Raw genomic sequence first — 16255 nt, forward strand, 5'->3', positions numbered from 1 at the left:
GGGGTTCCGGTCAATATGTCCTCTCAATACTCTGTACTGCCCGACTTAAGCCACCACTTTCTGGCAAAGATTCCATGCGAGATATGCGCGCTGTATTCACCACAGCCTCAACAATCTTTCAGTAAATGAGAGTTTAGACAGGGCAAACCCCTTCGTTTCGAGTGCTTCACCTGGAATCTGCGGCTGCAGAGCGGGGCTGTGTGTATTTTTGGCCCAATGTCTCCTTAGAGACACCCCCAAGGCGGTGCGTCCCACTGACCGGGAACGAGAATCGGCAAGATAACCACTAAGACAAAAGACACGTTCTGAAAACACTCCATCCGAAACCAGGGGTACGTCTCACGGACGCACAACGGTACTTAAAGAACCCTACCGAGAACCAGTGTTGCCACTCACCTGCCGGGCGTTACGGTGGGGTCACACGGAACGACGTCCTACCACTGAGATACGTGTCGGCCTCCAGGAGCCCGCCGTCGAGTGCCTTCGGATGGCGGCCGTCAGTTTCCCAGGCCTCGTACATCTCGGCGATCGCCTGCTCGGGCGATGGTCGGTCGTCGTTCATCGTCGAGAGCAGCGTGTCGAGACGAACGCGAACCTGGCCTCCATCGTGCTCTGGCCAGTCGATATCGGCGCCGTACCTCGCCATCCACTTATCGAATGCACTGCTGGCTGACTGCCGAAGGTCCATGCTCACGAGTTCAGCCGCGCGGTCGGCAGCAGACTCGATAGCGTGTTCGACGGACTGGACGATTCCGCGGACTTCCTTGCGCAGTGCTTCACTTACGAACTGGACGTGGCCGTTGTCCGATTCGAGAACGCCGTCCATCCGCTGCAGCACGCGATACACGGTTGAGAGCGACGTATCAGTCGCGTCAGCGACGTCCTCGACATGCTGACCGCCGTCGGTCGCGACGACCTCGGCGATCTCCTGGCCGGCCGGCGTCATGTCGCGCAGACACGTCATCAGGAGATGCTCCTGGTTGGCTTCAAGTTTCGGCAGTGGGTCAGCATGAATCGCAACCGACTCCTCTGCGGGCGCTGCGTCGAAGTGGTCGTCGACCACGTAGGTCGTCCCGCCGGCTTCAGTTGGGATGCCGGCCCAGGAGAGAATCGAGAGTAGCCGCTCGTCGAGTTCCTGAATCACGTCGTGTCGTTGGTCCCAGTCGACAGCGCCATTCTTGTTTTGCTTCTTAGCGTACTTCACGCCGAACTTCGGGTGGTAGAGCGCATCGTCTGATTCGAACTTCTCGGGGTGTTCAGGGAGGTAGACCTTCTCCTGGCCACCCAGTGAGTGATGACTGATCAACTCGCGAGCCGCCGTCGACTGGTGCTTGATGGTGTGGTGGTGGCCCTTGATCTCCTCGTTGTCGAACCGATAGCGGCCCTTCGTCCCCTTCGCGTCGGATAGGCGCATCGAGATACGGTCGAGCAGGCCGCCGGCACCGACGAGTTTCTCACTCATCGACCGGAGGATGCGGACGTAGCGTTCCAGGTCGGTCAGGCGGCCGCTGGCTGGTGCATCGAAATAACCGTGGTACAGTCCGACGTCGGCGCTGTCGGCCAGTTCGAAGATTGAGCGAGCAAGCAGACTGGGGAAGCGGTCGGGATTGACGTTCGACGCCTGGACGTAGACAGCGATTCCTTCGTCGTGTTCGAGGTGGTCCCAGGCCATCGAGATGGAGTCGCCGTCGGGATTTCGCATCGACTCGTAGCGCGGTGAGAGATTGAAGGAGACCTTCGTCCGACCGGGGCCGCGCATCGTAATGTCGAACTCGTACAGGGCGCCGTCAACGGAATCGCTCGGCCGAGCGGCGATGCCGCACGTCGAACGGTTGATACGGATGTCCCAGCGCTCGCCCTCGATCTCGACGTCCTTGAGTTTTCGCCAGCCGTCGAACTCGTTGATGTACAGATTCGAGATGGCCCAGTAGGGGTCGAGGCCGTCGTAGTCGTCACCCTTCGGGGCGTAGTTCAGGTACGCATTCGCCTCGTGGGTATGCGGTGCCACCTGCGTCACGTGTCCTCACCTCCGCCGGTCGCGTACTCGCCGAGCGTCGCAGCCTCCGTCGTCGGACTCGTCTCGTTCGTGTCGACGCCGCCGGATTCGTGGGCGGCGACGAGCCGCTCAGCGGTCTCCTCGTCGCGTTCGCGAAGGTCAGCGGGGGAGACACCGGCCTCATCGTTGCAACAGTCACACTGGCGCCGTGGACCGTGCGGCAGCCGATCCGGCCGCTCGCCATGGAGGCTAAGCCACTCCTCGCGCTGGTCCAGGCGCTGCATGATCGGCCCGCGGGGCTCGTCGATACCGACCGTCGAGTCGTACCGATCACTGGCGAGTTTGCGCTCGACGGCCTTCCAGATCCGGACGCGCTGGAGCGAGTCCATCCCGTCGATCAGCGACCAGACGAGGTCCTTGCGGGCCGAGTCCTGGAGGAAGTCCCAGTCGAGCCAGCGGGCCGGGTCCTCCCTGATCTCCTCGCGAGGCTTCGGACAGTGCAGCCGCTCGCGACGGTCGCTGGACTGGTGCGTCGACGGCATCAGTCATCAGCACCTCCGAGGGTGTCCGCGTCGATCACGTGGGGCCAGCCCAACCGCGCGAAGGTCCCCTCGCGCCGGTCCACCGACCACCACCGACCGCGGAGGTGCTCGTCGAGCAGCGACGCGGGGATTATCGCGACGGCGACCAGGACGCGCTCGGCGGCTGGCGTCTCGTCGTAGATGGCAAGAGCGTAGACGCCGGCCGCATCCAGTATCGCGGCATGTTGTCCGTCGTCGCGACCTTTGAGCAGCCACCGACCACGAAGCCGACTGTCACCGTCTTTGGTCCAGCGCTTCGCGGCCTTGATCTCGACACGCGTGTCGGTCTCGACCAGTGGAATCCCGGCCCAGACGACCGGGGCCGCGACGTCGACCAGCTGGGGCGAGAGGAGATCGTGGGTGACGGCATCGTGATGAGCGTTCTCGTCGAAGACGGCATCGAGGGCGTCGAACTGCTCGATGACGAGGTCTTCGACACTGTGCCCGATCGCCTTCGCACGGGCGATGCGGCCACTACTCATCGGTGCCCTCCCGGACGAGCCGCACTGCGTAACGGACCTGAGACGGTAGGTCCGTAGCGTTGAGGACGGTCACGAGACTGGTGTTCTTCCGGACGAGGACGGTGCGCGTGTGCTCGTGGTAGCGGACTTCGTCGCCCTCGAGGCCGTGGCCGCGGAGTCGGACGCCGTGAGCCCAGGCATCGACCGGGTCCATGACCGGGTCGTCCGAGCGCTGGAGCCAGCGGCGACTGTCGACGTGGTCCGTGACGTGGAGGTCACTCGACACCGGCCTCACCTCCCCAGAGTACTGTATCTGTGATTTCTGGTCGTCTGACCAGTCCAACAGAGAGTTTTCGAGAATTAAGAAGACTAGTCCGGGTTTTTATAATACAATCCTGATACTCACGAACGTGACGCCCAGTCAGGTGGTTTGCGAATGTGGGAACGCCTTTGTGATGGTCTCCAGTAAGAATGACAGCGACGTCCTGGAGTGCCCTGAATGTGGATTCAAGGGTGCAATCTCTTCCGGAACAACGAGATAAACTAAAAGAGAGACCATTGCTACCCCCGAGCATCTACTGCTCACCCCGTCTGGACGAGCGAGTTTGTCGACATTTGCTGCCGCCCGCACACGATTGGCCTGCTGGGGCTGACGCTCACACCAGTACCGCCAGATCAGCAGCCACTGCCGGGTACACTCGTTGCACGGCCTCCAGCACGAACCGTCAGCGAAACGCGTCATCGTCGCTCGACAGGTCACGCCACAGGACTCGCAGACGTCGTCGCGGGCGACCATCAGGCCACCTCCGGACTGACGTCGATGTGGTCACGATGCTGGACGTAGCCACCGCCTTTCGGGAAGTCCGCGGGGCGACGGGGACACCCGGTCAGATGGCCGTATTCGGTCTGGCCGTCGGTCCCGATGGTACAGCGGGCGTGACACTCGGGACAGCGGAGCAGGCGGTCGCTTTCGATCGAGAGTGGCGCACCTCTGTTCCGGTTCTCCAGCGATATCGTCACGCTTCACCACCCCGCTCGATGACGGTCCGGCCATCAGCGTCGGTCCGCACCTTGTAGTCGGCCTCGACGCCGGCTGCTTCGCGCTGGCGCGTGGCCGGTGACGTGCAGGACGGACACCCGTGGAGGATGCCGTCATTGCCCGAGCGAACGCGGTGATACTCGGACGAGACGTGGGCGCCGCAGTTGTTGCACTGCGGGCTCACGGCCGACACCTCCCGTCGTCGAGTGCTGGGCAGCGCTGATGCTTGTCTGCGAAGTCGCCACAGAATCGGCAGATTTCTCTCTCAGAAATCGCCCGACGGCGGGACCCGCGCTTGTCCAGCTGGTCATCTCGGTTTTCTGAGGGACCCGTCGAAAAACCCAAACTCTTCGCTAAGCGTTTGAGAGTGTGGAAAACGCCGTTTTGGGTTCCCCCGTCACGGCGGTTATTTTCAAGTGGACTCGCCGGGATTTGAACCCGGGGCCTCTCCCATGCCAAGGGAGTGATCTACCCCTGATCTACGAGCCCTCGGTCGCATTCACCAGTATCCGGTGGCCTTTCTTAAAGGCATCGAAGCAGGAGGGAGGTGAGAGACGGTCCCGTCCATCACATTTTGATAATTGCGGCACAATGGCTAAGAGCGTCCGGTACGACCAGCTGTCAGACGCAGTCACGAGGGTCAAATCGGGTCAATTATCATGGATGTGCAACGGGACGGCAAACGCGTGGCACGCAGTCACCAGCGACGCCCGACGTCGTCGGGAGCGGACCGCGGACAGACGACGCTCGATTTCGCCATCGGGATGAGCCTCTTCCTCGCGGTGCTCATCTTCGTCTTCCTGTTCGTTCCGGGTCTCTTAGCGCCGTTTACGTCCGGCGGACAGGGAGATACAGTCTCGTCGAATCGGGTTGCAGACCATCTCACTAAAGGCGCGCTCGGAACGCCGGAAGAGCCGTTTGTTCTCGATTCGCAGTGTACGATTCTCTTCTTCGATAACCAGTCGCCGGCCGAGAAGTGCGGTGGCGACTGGACTGCCGGGACATCTGTCGAGGCAGCGATGGGCCTCGACCCGGCGCGGCAGAACCTGAACGTCACCATCCGGGGAACGGCACCGAACAGTGGCGACGAGGACATCCTCTGTTGGGACGAGGACGACAACGTTCTCGTCGGTATCTCGCACGGGACGTGTGGCACCAGCGACGGTGACCCCGACGTCCCGTTCACCAGAGGCGACGCCCCGCCGGACGCGAACGACGCGACCGTGACCGCGCTGCGCGTCGCGTCGCTGAACGGGAAGGACGTCACCGTCTACGTGGAGATGTGGTAAGATGCGAGGGCAGGCACATACGCTGGAGGCAGTCGTCGCCGGCCTGTTGATGCTCGCGAGCCTCGTCTTCGCCCTCCAGATGACGGCCGTGACGCCGCTGTCGGCGAGTACGTCGAGTCAGCACATCGAGAACCAGCAGCAGGCGACCGGGAGCGGTGTGCTCGCGGCCGCGGCAGAGACGGGCGCGCTCAAGCCCGCGGTGCTCTACTGGAACAATACCACACAGCGCTACCACGGGACCAACTCCAACCTGGGCTACTACACGAACGGGCCGCCGAACAACACCTTCGGCGACATGCTCAATCGCTCGTTCGACCAGCGCGGCATCGCGTACAACGTCTACTTCACCTTCCAGAACAGCGGTGGTGAGAGCATCACGCAACGCTACGTCTACAGCGGCGTCCCGAGCGACAACGCCGTCTCCGCGAGCCACACAGTGACGCTCGTCGACGACGACCACCTGTACAACGCCAACGAGACGCGGAACGGCACGACACTGCATGACCCCAACATCACGTACCCGGTTCCGGACACCGGACAGAATATCTTCAACACCGTCCGCGTGGAGGTGGTCGCGTGGCGAATCTGAGGCGCGCGGACCGCGGCCAGATAATCCTCATCGCCGCTTTCGCGCTGGCGGTGACGTTCGTCGCGCTGGCGCTCATCGTCAACTCCGCCATCTTCACCGAGAACCTCGCCAGTCGCGGTGAGACAGGCGGGAGCGACGACGCGCTGGAGGTCCGGGCGATGGCCGAGGCGAGCGTCGGCGAGGCCATCTTCGCTGCGAACGTCCACAACACGTCGACCACGACGACGCTCGAGAACGGGGTGAAAGCCGGTATCGGGGAGACAACCGACCAGCTGGAGCTCCAGCACGTCACCGGCGGCGCACTGGTGGAGGTGAGGCTGGTACCGGGGTCGCCGGTGTACGGGTCTCGCATCGTGCAAAACGAGAGCGGCGGACGGACCTTCGAGGACAATGACCTGTCCGGCGACGGAGAGTGGCAGGTCGTCACGCGCCTCGAGCGAGACTCGGACCAGCACAACGCGACGCGCGCCTTCAAGATGAACGTCTCGACCCTACCGGATTCGGGTGACGCGTTCGTCGTCACGGCCAACGGGACCAGGGGGGAACCGACCTGGGAGATGCGCCTCTACAGCGCCTCCGACGGGGACGTCGACGCCGGTGAGGACGTCATCGTGGAAGTCACTACACCGAGCGGGAGCGAGAGCTGTACCCACCAGGCCGAACACCCCTACGTCCACGTCGACGTGACCGGGGGGACCGTGGCCGGCGAACCGTGTGATGCGCTCCGACAGGGTTTGACCGACGTGGACGGCTTCTTCGACGGGCGGTTCGCCCACGGCGTCGGTGACGAGCGCTACAACATCACCTACGAGAACGGCGGTGAGGTGGTCGGAAACTACTCGCTCGTGACCCGATCGACGGGCACCAATCCGACGCCGAACCTCAACACCACCGTGGGGCTCTCGCCGTACGCCACTGACGCGATCTACAGTCTGAGCGTACAGTTCACATACGAGACGTCCGAGGTCCAGTACGACACCAGGATTCGGGTCGCCCCGGGTGAGCCAGATGCGTAAGCAGGACGACCGTGCCGTCTCGACGGCGCTGGGATACGTGCTGACCCTCTCTATCGCGTCGCTGCTCGTTACGGGACTGATTATCGCCGGCAGCGGCTTCGTCGAGGACCGCCGCGAGCAGGTCGTCCGGGAGGAGCTGACCGTCATCGGGCAGCAGATCGGGGCCGACCTGGCCCGTGCCGACCGTCTAGTGGTGGCGGCGGACAGCAGCGGGAGTCTGACCGTCCGGCTGAACAAGACGTATCCCGACCGGGTGACGGGGAGTACGTACCAGATGACGCTGGACCAGTCGAACGAACAGGTCGTACTGGCTTCGTCGAACCCGGAGATATCCGTCACCGTCGGTGTGGTTACCGAAACGTCGCTCCAGTCGTCCACGGCCGACGGCGGGACCATCCAGATTGCCTACGACGGCGGGGCCCTGGTGATTCGCGATGCGTGACCGTGCCGTCAGCGAAGTGCTGAGCTTCACGCTGGTGTTCGCGCTGGTCGTGACCTCGGTCGCGATCGTGTCGGTGAGCGGGCTGGGCAGCCTCCAGGACGCGCGTGACGCAGAGCAACTTGAGAACGCGGAGCGTGCGTTCGACGTGTTCGCGGACAACCTCGCGGACCTCCATCGCCAGGGCGCGCCGAGCAGGGCGACCGAGATCAGTCTCGCGCAGGCACAGCTGGCCACGGAGGACAACGTCACGATGAGCGTCGAGATCGAGGACGGAAGCGCGTCGACCTTCACACAGTCGTGGGAGGTACGGCCGCTGGTCTACAGTGGGAACCAGGACCGGGAACTCGTCTACGAGGCCGGGGCCGTCTTCCGGACCAATCGCGACAGCGGAATCGTCGTACGCGAGCCACCACTGGCCGTCAACGACGACCGGGTCCTGTTCTCGATAATCGGTCTCAACTCGCCACAGGTCCAGAGTCTCGGTGGGTCGACGGTACTGGTCCGGACCGACCACCGGGCGGCGGACGTCGTCTACACCAACACGACCGGCGGCATTACCAGGTTCGAGGTGACGGTTCGGTCCCCCCGGTCGACGCTCTGGTCCGACTACTTCGAGTCGAACGGCTTCACCTGTTCGAACGTCGGGCCACAGGAGATCGAGTGCGATCACGACAGTCCGGGGACGCTCGACCGGGCCTACGTCGTCTATCACGACATCGGCGTCGCCATCGACCAGTAAGACCTGGCAGAACCCACCGAGCGATAGCGCTCATCCGTTCGTGACGTTGAGCTCGTTCTCGGAGATGTGGAGGTACGTCAGCCTGATGATGTTGGTCTGAGGGGGAATCGCGCGCTGACCCAGCAGCGCCTGGTCGTAGTGGACCGTGCCGCCGTTGTCCAGTTCGACACTTCCAGCGACGATGCCGCCGTAGAGGTGCGCCTTGCCGATGTAGACGTCGCTCGACCCAGCGATACCGGCAGGGGCGTAGATGACGCCCTCGTAGCGGATGGTCGAGGAACCCGACCCGTCGAGGTCGGCTTTGAAACCGGATTTACCGTAGAGCCAGAACTGTGAGGCGTTCTGGTTGTCCGCGACGTCGACGACACCGCCGGAGTTGGGAATCGAGAAGTGCGCACCGGAGGGGCTGGTTGCCTCGCCCTGGACGAACACGCGGACCTGTCCGTCGCCGACCACCTCGATGCGGCCGTCGTTCTCGACGTGGACGTAGTCCCGGACCGCGAGCGTAATGTCGCCAGTTCCGGTATCGAGCGTCAACGTATCGCCGTCCAGCCGGACCCTCTCGAGGTAGTAGACGCCCTCGGTGAGCGTCCGGTCCCCGCTGGCGAGCGTGTTGCCCGTGATAGCGCCCGTGTCACCGTTGTCGTTCTCGGCGCTCGCGTTGTCGACCTGCTGCTGGACGTAGCCATCGATGGGCGCAGCGCCGTCGACGCCGCCAATCTGGGAGACGCTCCCCTCGACGGTGCCCTTGATCTTCTTGCTCGAGGTGTACTCGACGCTGCCGTTGACCCACCCGCTCCCCTTGACCTCGACGCGGTCGCCGGAGCGAATCGACCCGTTGACCTCGCTGTTGCCCGTGACGACGACGTCGCCCGCAGTGGTGACGGTGCCGAACGCGCCCCTGGTGTCGGCGTACGCGCCCGTCCCCACGGAGGAGTCGTAGCTGTCTGTCCGGGCGGGGTCGCCACCGTTGCCCGAGAGGCGAATCTCGCCGCCGGCGGCCGTTGCGGCGACTGCGCTCGTCACCTCACGCGGGCCAGTCGGCACTGTAAGGGTCGTCGTCACCCGCTGGTTCTCGTGGTCGTACATCGCCGACCCGTCGGTCCGTTCCTCGAAGTACCGGCCCCAGGCGCGGTAGTACTCGCTGGTGACGGTGACGTTGACGACGCCGGTCTCGAGGGGGTTGGTCCGGTCGGCACCGGCGTCGGGGTATACCTGGGTCGTCTCGTCAGGGGTCAGCGAGGCCCGTCCGGAGAGCGTCGTGTCGCCACTGACGGTTATCAGCGGCAGCGTGAGCGTCGCGTCCCGGTAGTAGAACTCCGGCGGCGAGATCATCACGGTGCCGTCCCGGGACTTCTTCCAGACGCCGCCGCCCTGGTAGGCGACCTGGCGGTCCTCGTTCTCGTAGACAACCGCGCCGAGGTCGACGTCGAGCAGCGTGGTCGTCGTCGCGGGGTCCGCCGAGGTGTTCGTGATGGTTATCTCCATCCGACCGGCGCCGTCGTCGACGCGGTAGCGAGCGCCCTGGACCTGCGAGAGCGACACCTGCCGACCGTTCGAGGACCCCAGCGCGACCATCGCCGCCTCCGAGTCCAGCTGTGTCATCACCTTCTCGGACCGCGAGACGTCCAGCCCCGCCTCGGTGTCGGTGAGCGCCGTCGCGCCCAGGCCGACGACGAGCGTCGACCCGACGATGACCATGCTGAAGACGAGCAACAGTCCGAGTGGCGCAGATTGCGCTCGCTGCGTTCCACCCTGACCCAGGGACCGAAGCATCACTGTACCTTTGGAATCACTGCTGATAAGTCACGGGGGTAAATGTCGGCTAGATACCGGGTTTAGTATATAAATAGGGTGTAGAAACGGCCCCAAATATCAATACCGATATCCTCGGACGGGCGAGAAGCCGTCCCATCTCACCCGGACGTGACGTTGACTTCGCTGACCGAGGCGTGGATGTAGGTCACCTTGACGATCTTGTCCGAGCGAGAGATGACGGCGCTTTCCTGGAGCGCGTCGTCGTAGTGGATGGCGCCGCTGCCACTGGTCGGTATCGTCGTCGTGCCGGTGAGGACACCGCCGTAGACGATGCCGCCGTTCAGCGTCACGCTCCCGGACCCGCTGGCGCCCGGTGGGGCGTAGATGACCCCGACGAACCGTGCCGGGTTCCCGCCGCTCCCGTCCCCGATGGCCGCCGTGAAGTTGTCCTGGCCGTACAGGCGGAACTGCGGGGCGTCGTCTCCGTCGTTCGTTATCTCGGATTTCTTGCCCATCATCAGCTGGTTCGCGTTGCCGCCAGTCCCCTCGACGTAGACGCTCGCCGTGCCGTCGTCGACCACGTCGACGGTCGCGTCGTCGGGGAGTTCGACGTTCTCCTTGACGACGAGCGTGACGTCGCCGTCAGTGGTGTTGAGGATGAGCTCGTCCCCGCCGGAGAAGTCGATGTTCGTCAGGTAGTAAGTGCCGGCGTACAGTTCGACGGTGTCGGACGGGCCGGCCGCATCGAAGTCCAGCTGGTTCGAGCTGACGTTCACCGTCGCACCGTTGTCGTTGTCCGACGCCGCGTCGTCGACCGTATCCCGGACGAGTCCGTTTATCGAGGAGACGGTCTGGACCCCGTTTATCTGCTCGACGTTACCGTTCGGGTCCGTGATGCGGCTGGCACAGTCGCTCTCCGAAGGGGTGCAGTTGTCCGTGTAGCTGATGTTTCCGTGGACGTAGGGCTTCCCGCCGCCGTTACCGACGATGACACTCCCGCCGGCAGTGACGTTCCCCAGGATTTCGTCGCTTCCCGCCCCACTGCTGATGTCGACGTCGTCGCCGTAGACCACGTCGCCGTTGGTGCCGGTCGCGCCGTTGGACTTCTGCGTGCAGTAGTCGTCGTTCGTCCCGCTGGAGTCGTAGCTGTCAGTGTAGGGCGTCGGTGACCCGCCACAGGCACTGATTGACGACCCCTGGATGACGAACGACCCGCTAGCCGAGAGACTCGCCGTCGCCGAGGTTATCTTCCGTTTCTCGATGGGGGAGACCAGACGCAGCGTCACCCGGTTCTTCGGGTGGTCGTAGCTCACTTCGCCCTCGGTCCGCTCCTCGAAGTACGTTCCCCAGGCGCGGTAGTAGTCGCTCTGGACGGTGACCGTGACCTCGCCGTTCTGCAGAGGGTTGCGGAACGCGCTGTTGATGGACTGGTTCGGGTAGAACACGCGCGAGCTGTTCCGTGTGACGGCGGCGCGTTCGTTCAGCACCCCATCGCCGCTGACGGTCACCAGCGGGAGCGTCAGGGTCGCGTTCCGGTAGTGGAACTCCGGCGGCGAGACCATCACCGACGAGGACCCGGTGGGGTCGCGTCGCCAGACCCCGCCGCCCTGATAGGCGATTCGGCTGCCGTCCCGTCCCTCGTACGTGACCACGCCCATCGACTCGTTGTATATCGTCGTCTGGACGCCCGTCGACCGGTTCTCGTAGGAGAGGTTCATCCACCCCGCCGACCCGTCGACGGTGTAGCCGCTCGACACGGTGGCAGAGAGTTCGACCTGCTGGACGCCGGACTGACCGAGCGCGACGAGTGACGTCTCGGAGTCGAACTGCGTCATCGTGTTCTCGATACGCTCGGCGTCGAGTTGCGTCTGCGTCGAGTCGATAGCACCCGCCCCGAGCGCGACGACCGCGGTCGTCCCGATAATCATGACGGCAAACACGAGCAACAGCCCCAGCGGCGCGCTCTGGCCGCGCGCTCCCGGTCCGTACCCACGGGCCCCCATTGTTCAGTTAGCTTCCATGTGCGTTCCTATTAAACAGCTCGGCCGAGCTATCAAAGTCGATATTCGGCAGGCGGGAACCGGAGTCATCCGATAACGAGACACTCGTGCTCAGTCGTACGAGACCGTGGTGTTCGACGGCATCGGCCGGAGCAGGTAACTGGTCGGGGCGCCCCGCTGGACCGGGGCGACGTCGGCAGTGAGCGTGGTCCCCTGGCCCGACCGAATCTCGAACGGGACGGGGAACTTCAGCGGGCCGTTGTCCGGCGTCTCGACCACCGCCTCGCGGCCGTCGGTGAGCGTCGCGTCGACGTTCGCGACCACGAGTTTCAGGTAGACGTACGCCCCCGGCATCAGTTCCTGCTCGAGGGCGAACGCCGACCCCTCGCCGGCGATCTCGACGAGGTCGACCGAGACCTCGTCGACCGAGAAGAGCAGCTCCGCGCCCTCGTGGTCCTCCGTCTCGGTGGCGTCGGCTGCGGAAAGGACGCGGAGTTCGCGTATCGTGACCACGCAGGACTCGAAGTCGCCGATGACGCCCGACTGGTCACTGAGTCGCGCCACGAGGAGCCCGGTCTCCCGGTTCCGTCCCGGACAGCCGGCGAGCGCGCCACCGCTTGCGACCAGGCCAGTCGTCCGGAGGAAGTCACGGCGCTGCATGCCGGGGTGATACACGAGTCCATTATAAATGTCTGCTGCCCTCTCGCGAGATAGAAACCGTTTAGTCGGGTCAGCGACGACGAGCCAGTGGGAACAGCACGACCGCAAATCTGACACGCCGTGGGCTTCCACGGCTCGGGATTGCGGCCGTGTTCGGCATCAGCCGATGCCAATACGCCTCGCTACCGGGTAGCGACGAGCGGTCTGTGCCGTTCCAACCAGAACTATGGCACGAATGCATACACGCCGACGTGGCTCGTCCGACTCGGACAAGCCCGTCGCAGACGAACCTCCGGAGTGGAGCGACGTCGACGAGGACGCCATCGAGGCGCGCGTCGTCGAACTCGCCGAACAGGGTCACTCGCCGAGCGAGATCGGCCTGCAGCTGCGCGACGAGGGCGTTCAGGGCACGCCCGTCCCGAACGTCAAGCTCGCGACCGGCAAGAAGGTCACCGAGATTCTCGAGGCGAACGAGGCCGAGCCCGAACTCCCCGAGGACCTCCGCAACCTCATGGAGCGCGCCGTGCGCCTCCGTGAGCACATGGACGAGAACCCCGGCGACCACCAGAACAAGCGTGCGCTCCAGAACACGCAGTCGAAGATCCGCCGGCTCGTCGACTACTACCGCGGTGACGGCGTCGACGAGGACTTCACCTACAGCTACGACAAAGCGGTCGAGCTCCTCGACTGATGTCGGCGACCGGTCGGGACAGCGCGCCAGCCCACACCGCCAGTGACCTCGCCGCGTCGCTGCGCGAGGCCACCTTCGTTCGCCTCGTTAGCGACGCGCGTGGCGAGACGCTGGCGGCGACTGGCGTCCTGGCGCGGGCGCTCGACGACGACGGCACGCCGTTCCAGGCGAGCGTCGTCGGCCCCTTCGCCGACCCCGACCGGACCACCGACGCAGACCTCACCGTCGCGCTCGGTCACGCAGGACCGACTGCGGACGTCACGCTCACCGACCGGGTCGCCGCGACGGCCTTCGAGACGGCTCGCGAGCTCGACGCGACGACGTCGCCGACGCTCGCACTCGCCGGCACCATCGCCACGGGCGATGTCGACGGTACAGTGGCCGAAGCCGCCGAACGCGCTGGCCTCGACCGACGCCCCGGCGTCGCCGTGCCGGTCGCTGACCTCGCCGACGGACTGGCCCATTCGACGCTGTTGTCGGGACCGTTCTCCGGCGACGCCGACCGTGCACGGGCGACGCTCGCCGACCTCGACCTGCCGGCCGAGCTGACAGCAGACGACCACCGGCGCGTCGCGTCGCTGGTCGCGCTCGACGTTACGGGCAGCGAGACGGCGTCCACGCGGGCCGCGACAGCGGTCCAGCGGGCGCTTCGCCCCTACGTCGGCGGCCCGTTCGAGACGGTCGGCGGCTACGCCGACGTGCTCGACGCTGTCGCCAGAGAGCGGCCCGGTGTCGGCATCGCGCTGGCGCTTGGCCACGACAGCGTCCGCGAGGACGCGCTCGACGCGTGGCGGACCCACGCCCGACGTGCTCACGGGGCTATCTCGGACGCGACGACCGGCCGCTACGATGGCCTGTTCGTCGCCCGTGGCGACGCGATGCCCGTCGGCACCGTCGCCAGGCTCGTCGCGGACTTCCGTTCGCTGGAACCGGTGACGCTCGTCGTCACGGACGGCGAGGCGGCGGTCCGAGCGACCGACGGCCGGGACGTGGCCGCGGCGATGCGGGCCGCGACCGACGCCGTCGGGGGACAGACCGTCGCCGCCGGTGCCGGTGTGCGCGCACAGTTCGACGTCTCGACGGCCGACCTCATCGAAGCGTTCAGGGAGGCCCTATGAGACGCGCCGAGCTCCGCACGACACACGGGTCGCCGGCCGCCGCCGAGCGTATCGCGGCCGCACTCGAACCGGACAACACCGACGAGATGGACACGCACGTCAACGACGACGCCGTCGTGACCACCGTCGAGCGCGACACCACGAGCGGCCTGCAGTCGACCGTCGACGACTACGTCGTCAACCTCCGAGTCGCAGCACAGCTTACGAACGACACGAAAGAATCCAACCATGAGTGAACGAAGCGTCTCCAAGCGCAAACAGCAAAAGCGGTGGTACACCGTGCTCGCCCCCGAGCAGTTCGACCGGGCAGAGCTCGGCCGTACACCCGCAGACGAACCGGACCAGGTGCTCGGACGCACCATCGAAACCACGCTGGGCGAACTGAACAACGACGCCAGCGAGAACAACACGAAGCTGACCTTCAAAATCAACGAGGTGGCGAGCGACTCCGCGTACACGGAGTTCGTCAAGCACGAGCTGACGCGGGACTACCTGCGCTCGCTCGTCCGCCGCGGCTCCTCGAAGATCGAAGCCTTCGTCACCGTGCTGACCACGGACGACTACCGCGTCCAGATTCAGCCCGTCGCCGTCACGACGAAGAAGGCCGACGCCTCGCAGGAGAAGGCCATCCGCCGGACGATGATCGACCTCGTCCGCGAGACGGCGAAGGACCGCACCTTCGAAGAGGTCGTCGACAGCGTCGTCGAGGGGCGACTCTCCTCGGCTATCTACAGCGAGGCCAAGGACATCTACCCGCTCCGACGCGTCGAGATCCAGAAGACCACCCTCGAAGCGCGACCCGAGGAAGTCGCCGCCGAAGAAGAGGTCTCGGTCGACGTCGACGAAGAGGACGTCGACGTCGAAGAGGCCTGATTCGGCCGACCGTCACTTTTTCTGCACGTACGCGACACGTACAGCGTCGAGCGAGACGGGAGTCTGTCGGCAGCGTATGATTCTCGGGCGCTACTCCGACGTCACGACGACGGTGCCGACCATCCCGCCGCGCTCGTGGGGGATACAGAAGTACGGGTACTCCCCTTCGACCTCGAAGGTGTGTTCGTACGACTGGCCCTCGAACAGCGTCCCGCGGTTGCTGTTGCCCCAGGCCTCCCGGGCGTCCTGTTCCGAGGCGAAGTCGCCCGAGGCGAAGAACTCGGCGCCCTCGGGGAGCTGTCCCTCGTAGGCCGTGACCGTGTGGCCCTGCTTGCTCGTGTTCAGCCACGTGAGGGTCGTTCCGGGTTCGATCTCGACCTGCGGGGGTCGGTACGCCCGTGCCGACATCCCGACGTCGTACTCCTGGGTACCGCTGCTTCCGCCGATACACCCGGCGAGGCCGGCCACGGCCGCCGGTCCGACCGCCCGGAGGAAGGCCCGTCGCTCCATAGCCGTGGGTCCGTGCCAGACGACCAAAGGCAACTCGGTTCACTGCGACACGTGCTGTCGGTGAACCTGCCCGATGTGAGTCCCTGGCGACGTGTGTTTGTAAGCGCGAAAATAGTTAATTATTATTAGTGAGAGATTCATGGCCTATGTGAGAGTTCGACACGAAGTGGCCGACTACGGCGCGTGGAAACCGTACTTCGACGACGGCGACGACAGCCGCGTCGAACACGGCCAGCAGAACTACCGGCTCTTCCGCGACAGTGAGAACCCGGACGATCTGACGTTGATCGCTGAATTCGAAAGTGAAGACGGCGCTCGTGAGTTCATGGAATCCGAGGATCTTCCGGGAGTCATGAGAGCAGCGGGCGTGCAAGGTGAACCCGAGAACAGGTTCCTCGACATGGCCGAAGAGAAGACGATGCCACAGCCCTCGGCCTGAACGGTGGAGTACGGTGAATCTTTTGCGGGTTCGAACGACCCTGAGCCGCCGCTC

Annotated in this window: 20 protein-coding genes and 1 tRNA gene; 10 read left to right on the top strand and 11 right to left on the bottom strand. The window is 64.8% G+C overall.

Going from position 1 to position 16255, the window contains the following annotated elements; genetic code table 11:
- Positions 1-406: 406 nt before the first annotated feature.
- The 7 genes from P1L41_RS14365 to P1L41_RS14395 form a co-directional block, all read right to left on the bottom strand.
- The gene (locus P1L41_RS14365; RefSeq protein ID WP_276296418.1) at positions 407-2017 is read right to left on the bottom strand and encodes a DUF7845 domain-containing protein; all 1611 of its coding nucleotides are present in this window, start codon (positions 2015-2017) and stop codon (positions 407-409) included.
- A complete protein-coding gene (locus P1L41_RS14370) occupies positions 2014-2538 on the bottom strand; it encodes a hypothetical protein (RefSeq protein WP_276296419.1) in 525 nt (174 codons plus the stop codon). Before P1L41_RS14370 ends, P1L41_RS14365 begins: the two co-directional genes overlap by 4 nt.
- A complete protein-coding gene (locus P1L41_RS14375; protein WP_276296420.1) occupies positions 2538-3059 on the bottom strand; it encodes a PD-(D/E)XK family putative nuclease in 522 nt (173 codons plus the stop codon). Before P1L41_RS14375 ends, P1L41_RS14370 begins: the two co-directional genes overlap by 1 nt.
- Entirely contained in the window at positions 3052-3324 is a 273-nt protein-coding gene (locus P1L41_RS14380) for a hypothetical protein (RefSeq protein ID WP_276296421.1), read from the bottom strand. The genes P1L41_RS14375 and P1L41_RS14380 overlap by 8 nt, the downstream gene beginning before the upstream one ends.
- 509 nt (positions 3325-3833) lie before the next feature.
- Entirely contained in the window at positions 3834-4058 is a 225-nt protein-coding gene (locus P1L41_RS14385) for a hypothetical protein (protein ID WP_276296422.1), read from the bottom strand.
- Positions 4055-4261, bottom strand: coding sequence for a DUF7563 family protein (locus P1L41_RS14390; RefSeq protein WP_276296423.1), 207 nt, complete (start codon positions 4259-4261; stop codon positions 4055-4057). The genes P1L41_RS14385 and P1L41_RS14390 overlap by 4 nt, the downstream gene beginning before the upstream one ends.
- A 233-nt stretch (positions 4262-4494) precedes the next feature.
- Positions 4495-4566, bottom strand: a tRNA-Ala gene (locus P1L41_RS14395).
- Positions 4567-4763: 197 nt separating this feature from the next.
- Here P1L41_RS14395 and P1L41_RS14400 point away from each other — a divergent pair.
- The 5 genes from P1L41_RS14400 to P1L41_RS14420 are packed head-to-tail and all read left to right on the top strand — an operon-like array spanning position 4764 to position 8152.
- Positions 4764-5366, top strand: coding sequence for a DUF7287 family protein (locus tag P1L41_RS14400; protein ID WP_276296424.1), 603 nt, complete (start codon positions 4764-4766; stop codon positions 5364-5366).
- Between the two features lies 1 nt (position 5367).
- On the top strand, positions 5368-5955 hold the full coding sequence (locus P1L41_RS14405; RefSeq protein ID WP_276296425.1) for a DUF7288 family protein: 588 nt from the start codon (positions 5368-5370) through the stop codon (positions 5953-5955).
- On the top strand, positions 5943-6971 hold the full coding sequence (locus P1L41_RS14410; RefSeq protein WP_276296426.1) for a DUF7261 family protein: 1029 nt from the start codon (positions 5943-5945) through the stop codon (positions 6969-6971). Before P1L41_RS14405 ends, P1L41_RS14410 begins: the two co-directional genes overlap by 13 nt.
- A complete protein-coding gene (locus tag P1L41_RS14415; protein ID WP_276296427.1) occupies positions 6964-7413 on the top strand; it encodes a DUF7266 family protein in 450 nt (149 codons plus the stop codon). Before P1L41_RS14410 ends, P1L41_RS14415 begins: the two co-directional genes overlap by 8 nt.
- On the top strand, positions 7406-8152 hold the full coding sequence (locus tag P1L41_RS14420; protein ID WP_276296428.1) for a DUF7289 family protein: 747 nt from the start codon (positions 7406-7408) through the stop codon (positions 8150-8152). The genes P1L41_RS14415 and P1L41_RS14420 overlap by 8 nt, the downstream gene beginning before the upstream one ends.
- A gap of 30 nt (positions 8153-8182) precedes the next feature.
- Here the strand turns inward: P1L41_RS14420 and P1L41_RS14425 are convergent, their stop codons facing one another.
- The 3 genes from P1L41_RS14425 to P1L41_RS14435 form a co-directional block, all read right to left on the bottom strand.
- Positions 8183-9928 (bottom strand): DUF7289 family protein, encoded by a 1746-nt coding sequence (locus tag P1L41_RS14425; protein ID WP_276296429.1) that lies wholly within the window; start codon positions 9926-9928, stop codon positions 8183-8185.
- A gap of 140 nt (positions 9929-10068) precedes the next feature.
- The gene (locus P1L41_RS14430) at positions 10069-11913 is read right to left on the bottom strand and encodes a DUF7289 family protein (RefSeq protein ID WP_276296430.1); all 1845 of its coding nucleotides are present in this window, start codon (positions 11911-11913) and stop codon (positions 10069-10071) included.
- A gap of 108 nt (positions 11914-12021) precedes the next feature.
- The gene (locus P1L41_RS14435) at positions 12022-12570 is read right to left on the bottom strand and encodes a DUF4382 domain-containing protein (RefSeq protein ID WP_276296431.1); all 549 of its coding nucleotides are present in this window, start codon (positions 12568-12570) and stop codon (positions 12022-12024) included.
- A gap of 226 nt (positions 12571-12796) precedes the next feature.
- On the opposite strand from P1L41_RS14435, the gene P1L41_RS14440 reads away from it, so the two are divergent.
- From P1L41_RS14440 to P1L41_RS14455, 4 genes are read left to right on the top strand one after another with little or no spacing between them, the layout of a single operon-like run.
- Positions 12797-13261, top strand: a complete 465-nt coding sequence (locus P1L41_RS14440) for a 30S ribosomal protein S15 (RefSeq protein ID WP_276296432.1) — start codon at positions 12797-12799, stop codon at positions 13259-13261.
- Positions 13261-14379, top strand: a complete 1119-nt coding sequence (locus P1L41_RS14445) for a hypothetical protein (RefSeq protein ID WP_276296433.1) — start codon at positions 13261-13263, stop codon at positions 14377-14379. The genes P1L41_RS14440 and P1L41_RS14445 overlap by 1 nt, the downstream gene beginning before the upstream one ends.
- Positions 14376-14615 (top strand): KEOPS complex subunit Pcc1, encoded by a 240-nt coding sequence (locus tag P1L41_RS14450; RefSeq protein ID WP_276296434.1) that lies wholly within the window; start codon positions 14376-14378, stop codon positions 14613-14615. Before P1L41_RS14445 ends, P1L41_RS14450 begins: the two co-directional genes overlap by 4 nt.
- The gene (locus P1L41_RS14455) at positions 14608-15252 is read left to right on the top strand and encodes a 30S ribosomal protein S3ae (RefSeq protein ID WP_276296435.1); all 645 of its coding nucleotides are present in this window, start codon (positions 14608-14610) and stop codon (positions 15250-15252) included. Before P1L41_RS14450 ends, P1L41_RS14455 begins: the two co-directional genes overlap by 8 nt.
- 90 nt (positions 15253-15342) lie before the next feature.
- On the opposite strand, the gene P1L41_RS14460 is transcribed toward P1L41_RS14455, so the two are convergent.
- The gene (locus tag P1L41_RS14460; protein ID WP_276296436.1) at positions 15343-15762 is read right to left on the bottom strand and encodes a plastocyanin/azurin family copper-binding protein; all 420 of its coding nucleotides are present in this window, start codon (positions 15760-15762) and stop codon (positions 15343-15345) included.
- A 166-nt stretch (positions 15763-15928) separates the two neighbouring features.
- On the opposite strand from P1L41_RS14460, the gene P1L41_RS14465 reads away from it, so the two are divergent.
- The gene (locus tag P1L41_RS14465; RefSeq protein WP_276296437.1) at positions 15929-16201 is read left to right on the top strand and encodes a hypothetical protein; all 273 of its coding nucleotides are present in this window, start codon (positions 15929-15931) and stop codon (positions 16199-16201) included.
- The last annotated feature ends 54 nt before the right edge of the window (positions 16202-16255 follow it).

Origin of the sequence: Haloarcula ordinaria (assembly GCF_029338275.1) — an archaeon.
Lineage (GTDB): Archaea > Halobacteriota > Halobacteria > Halobacteriales > Haloarculaceae > Haloarcula > Haloarcula ordinaria.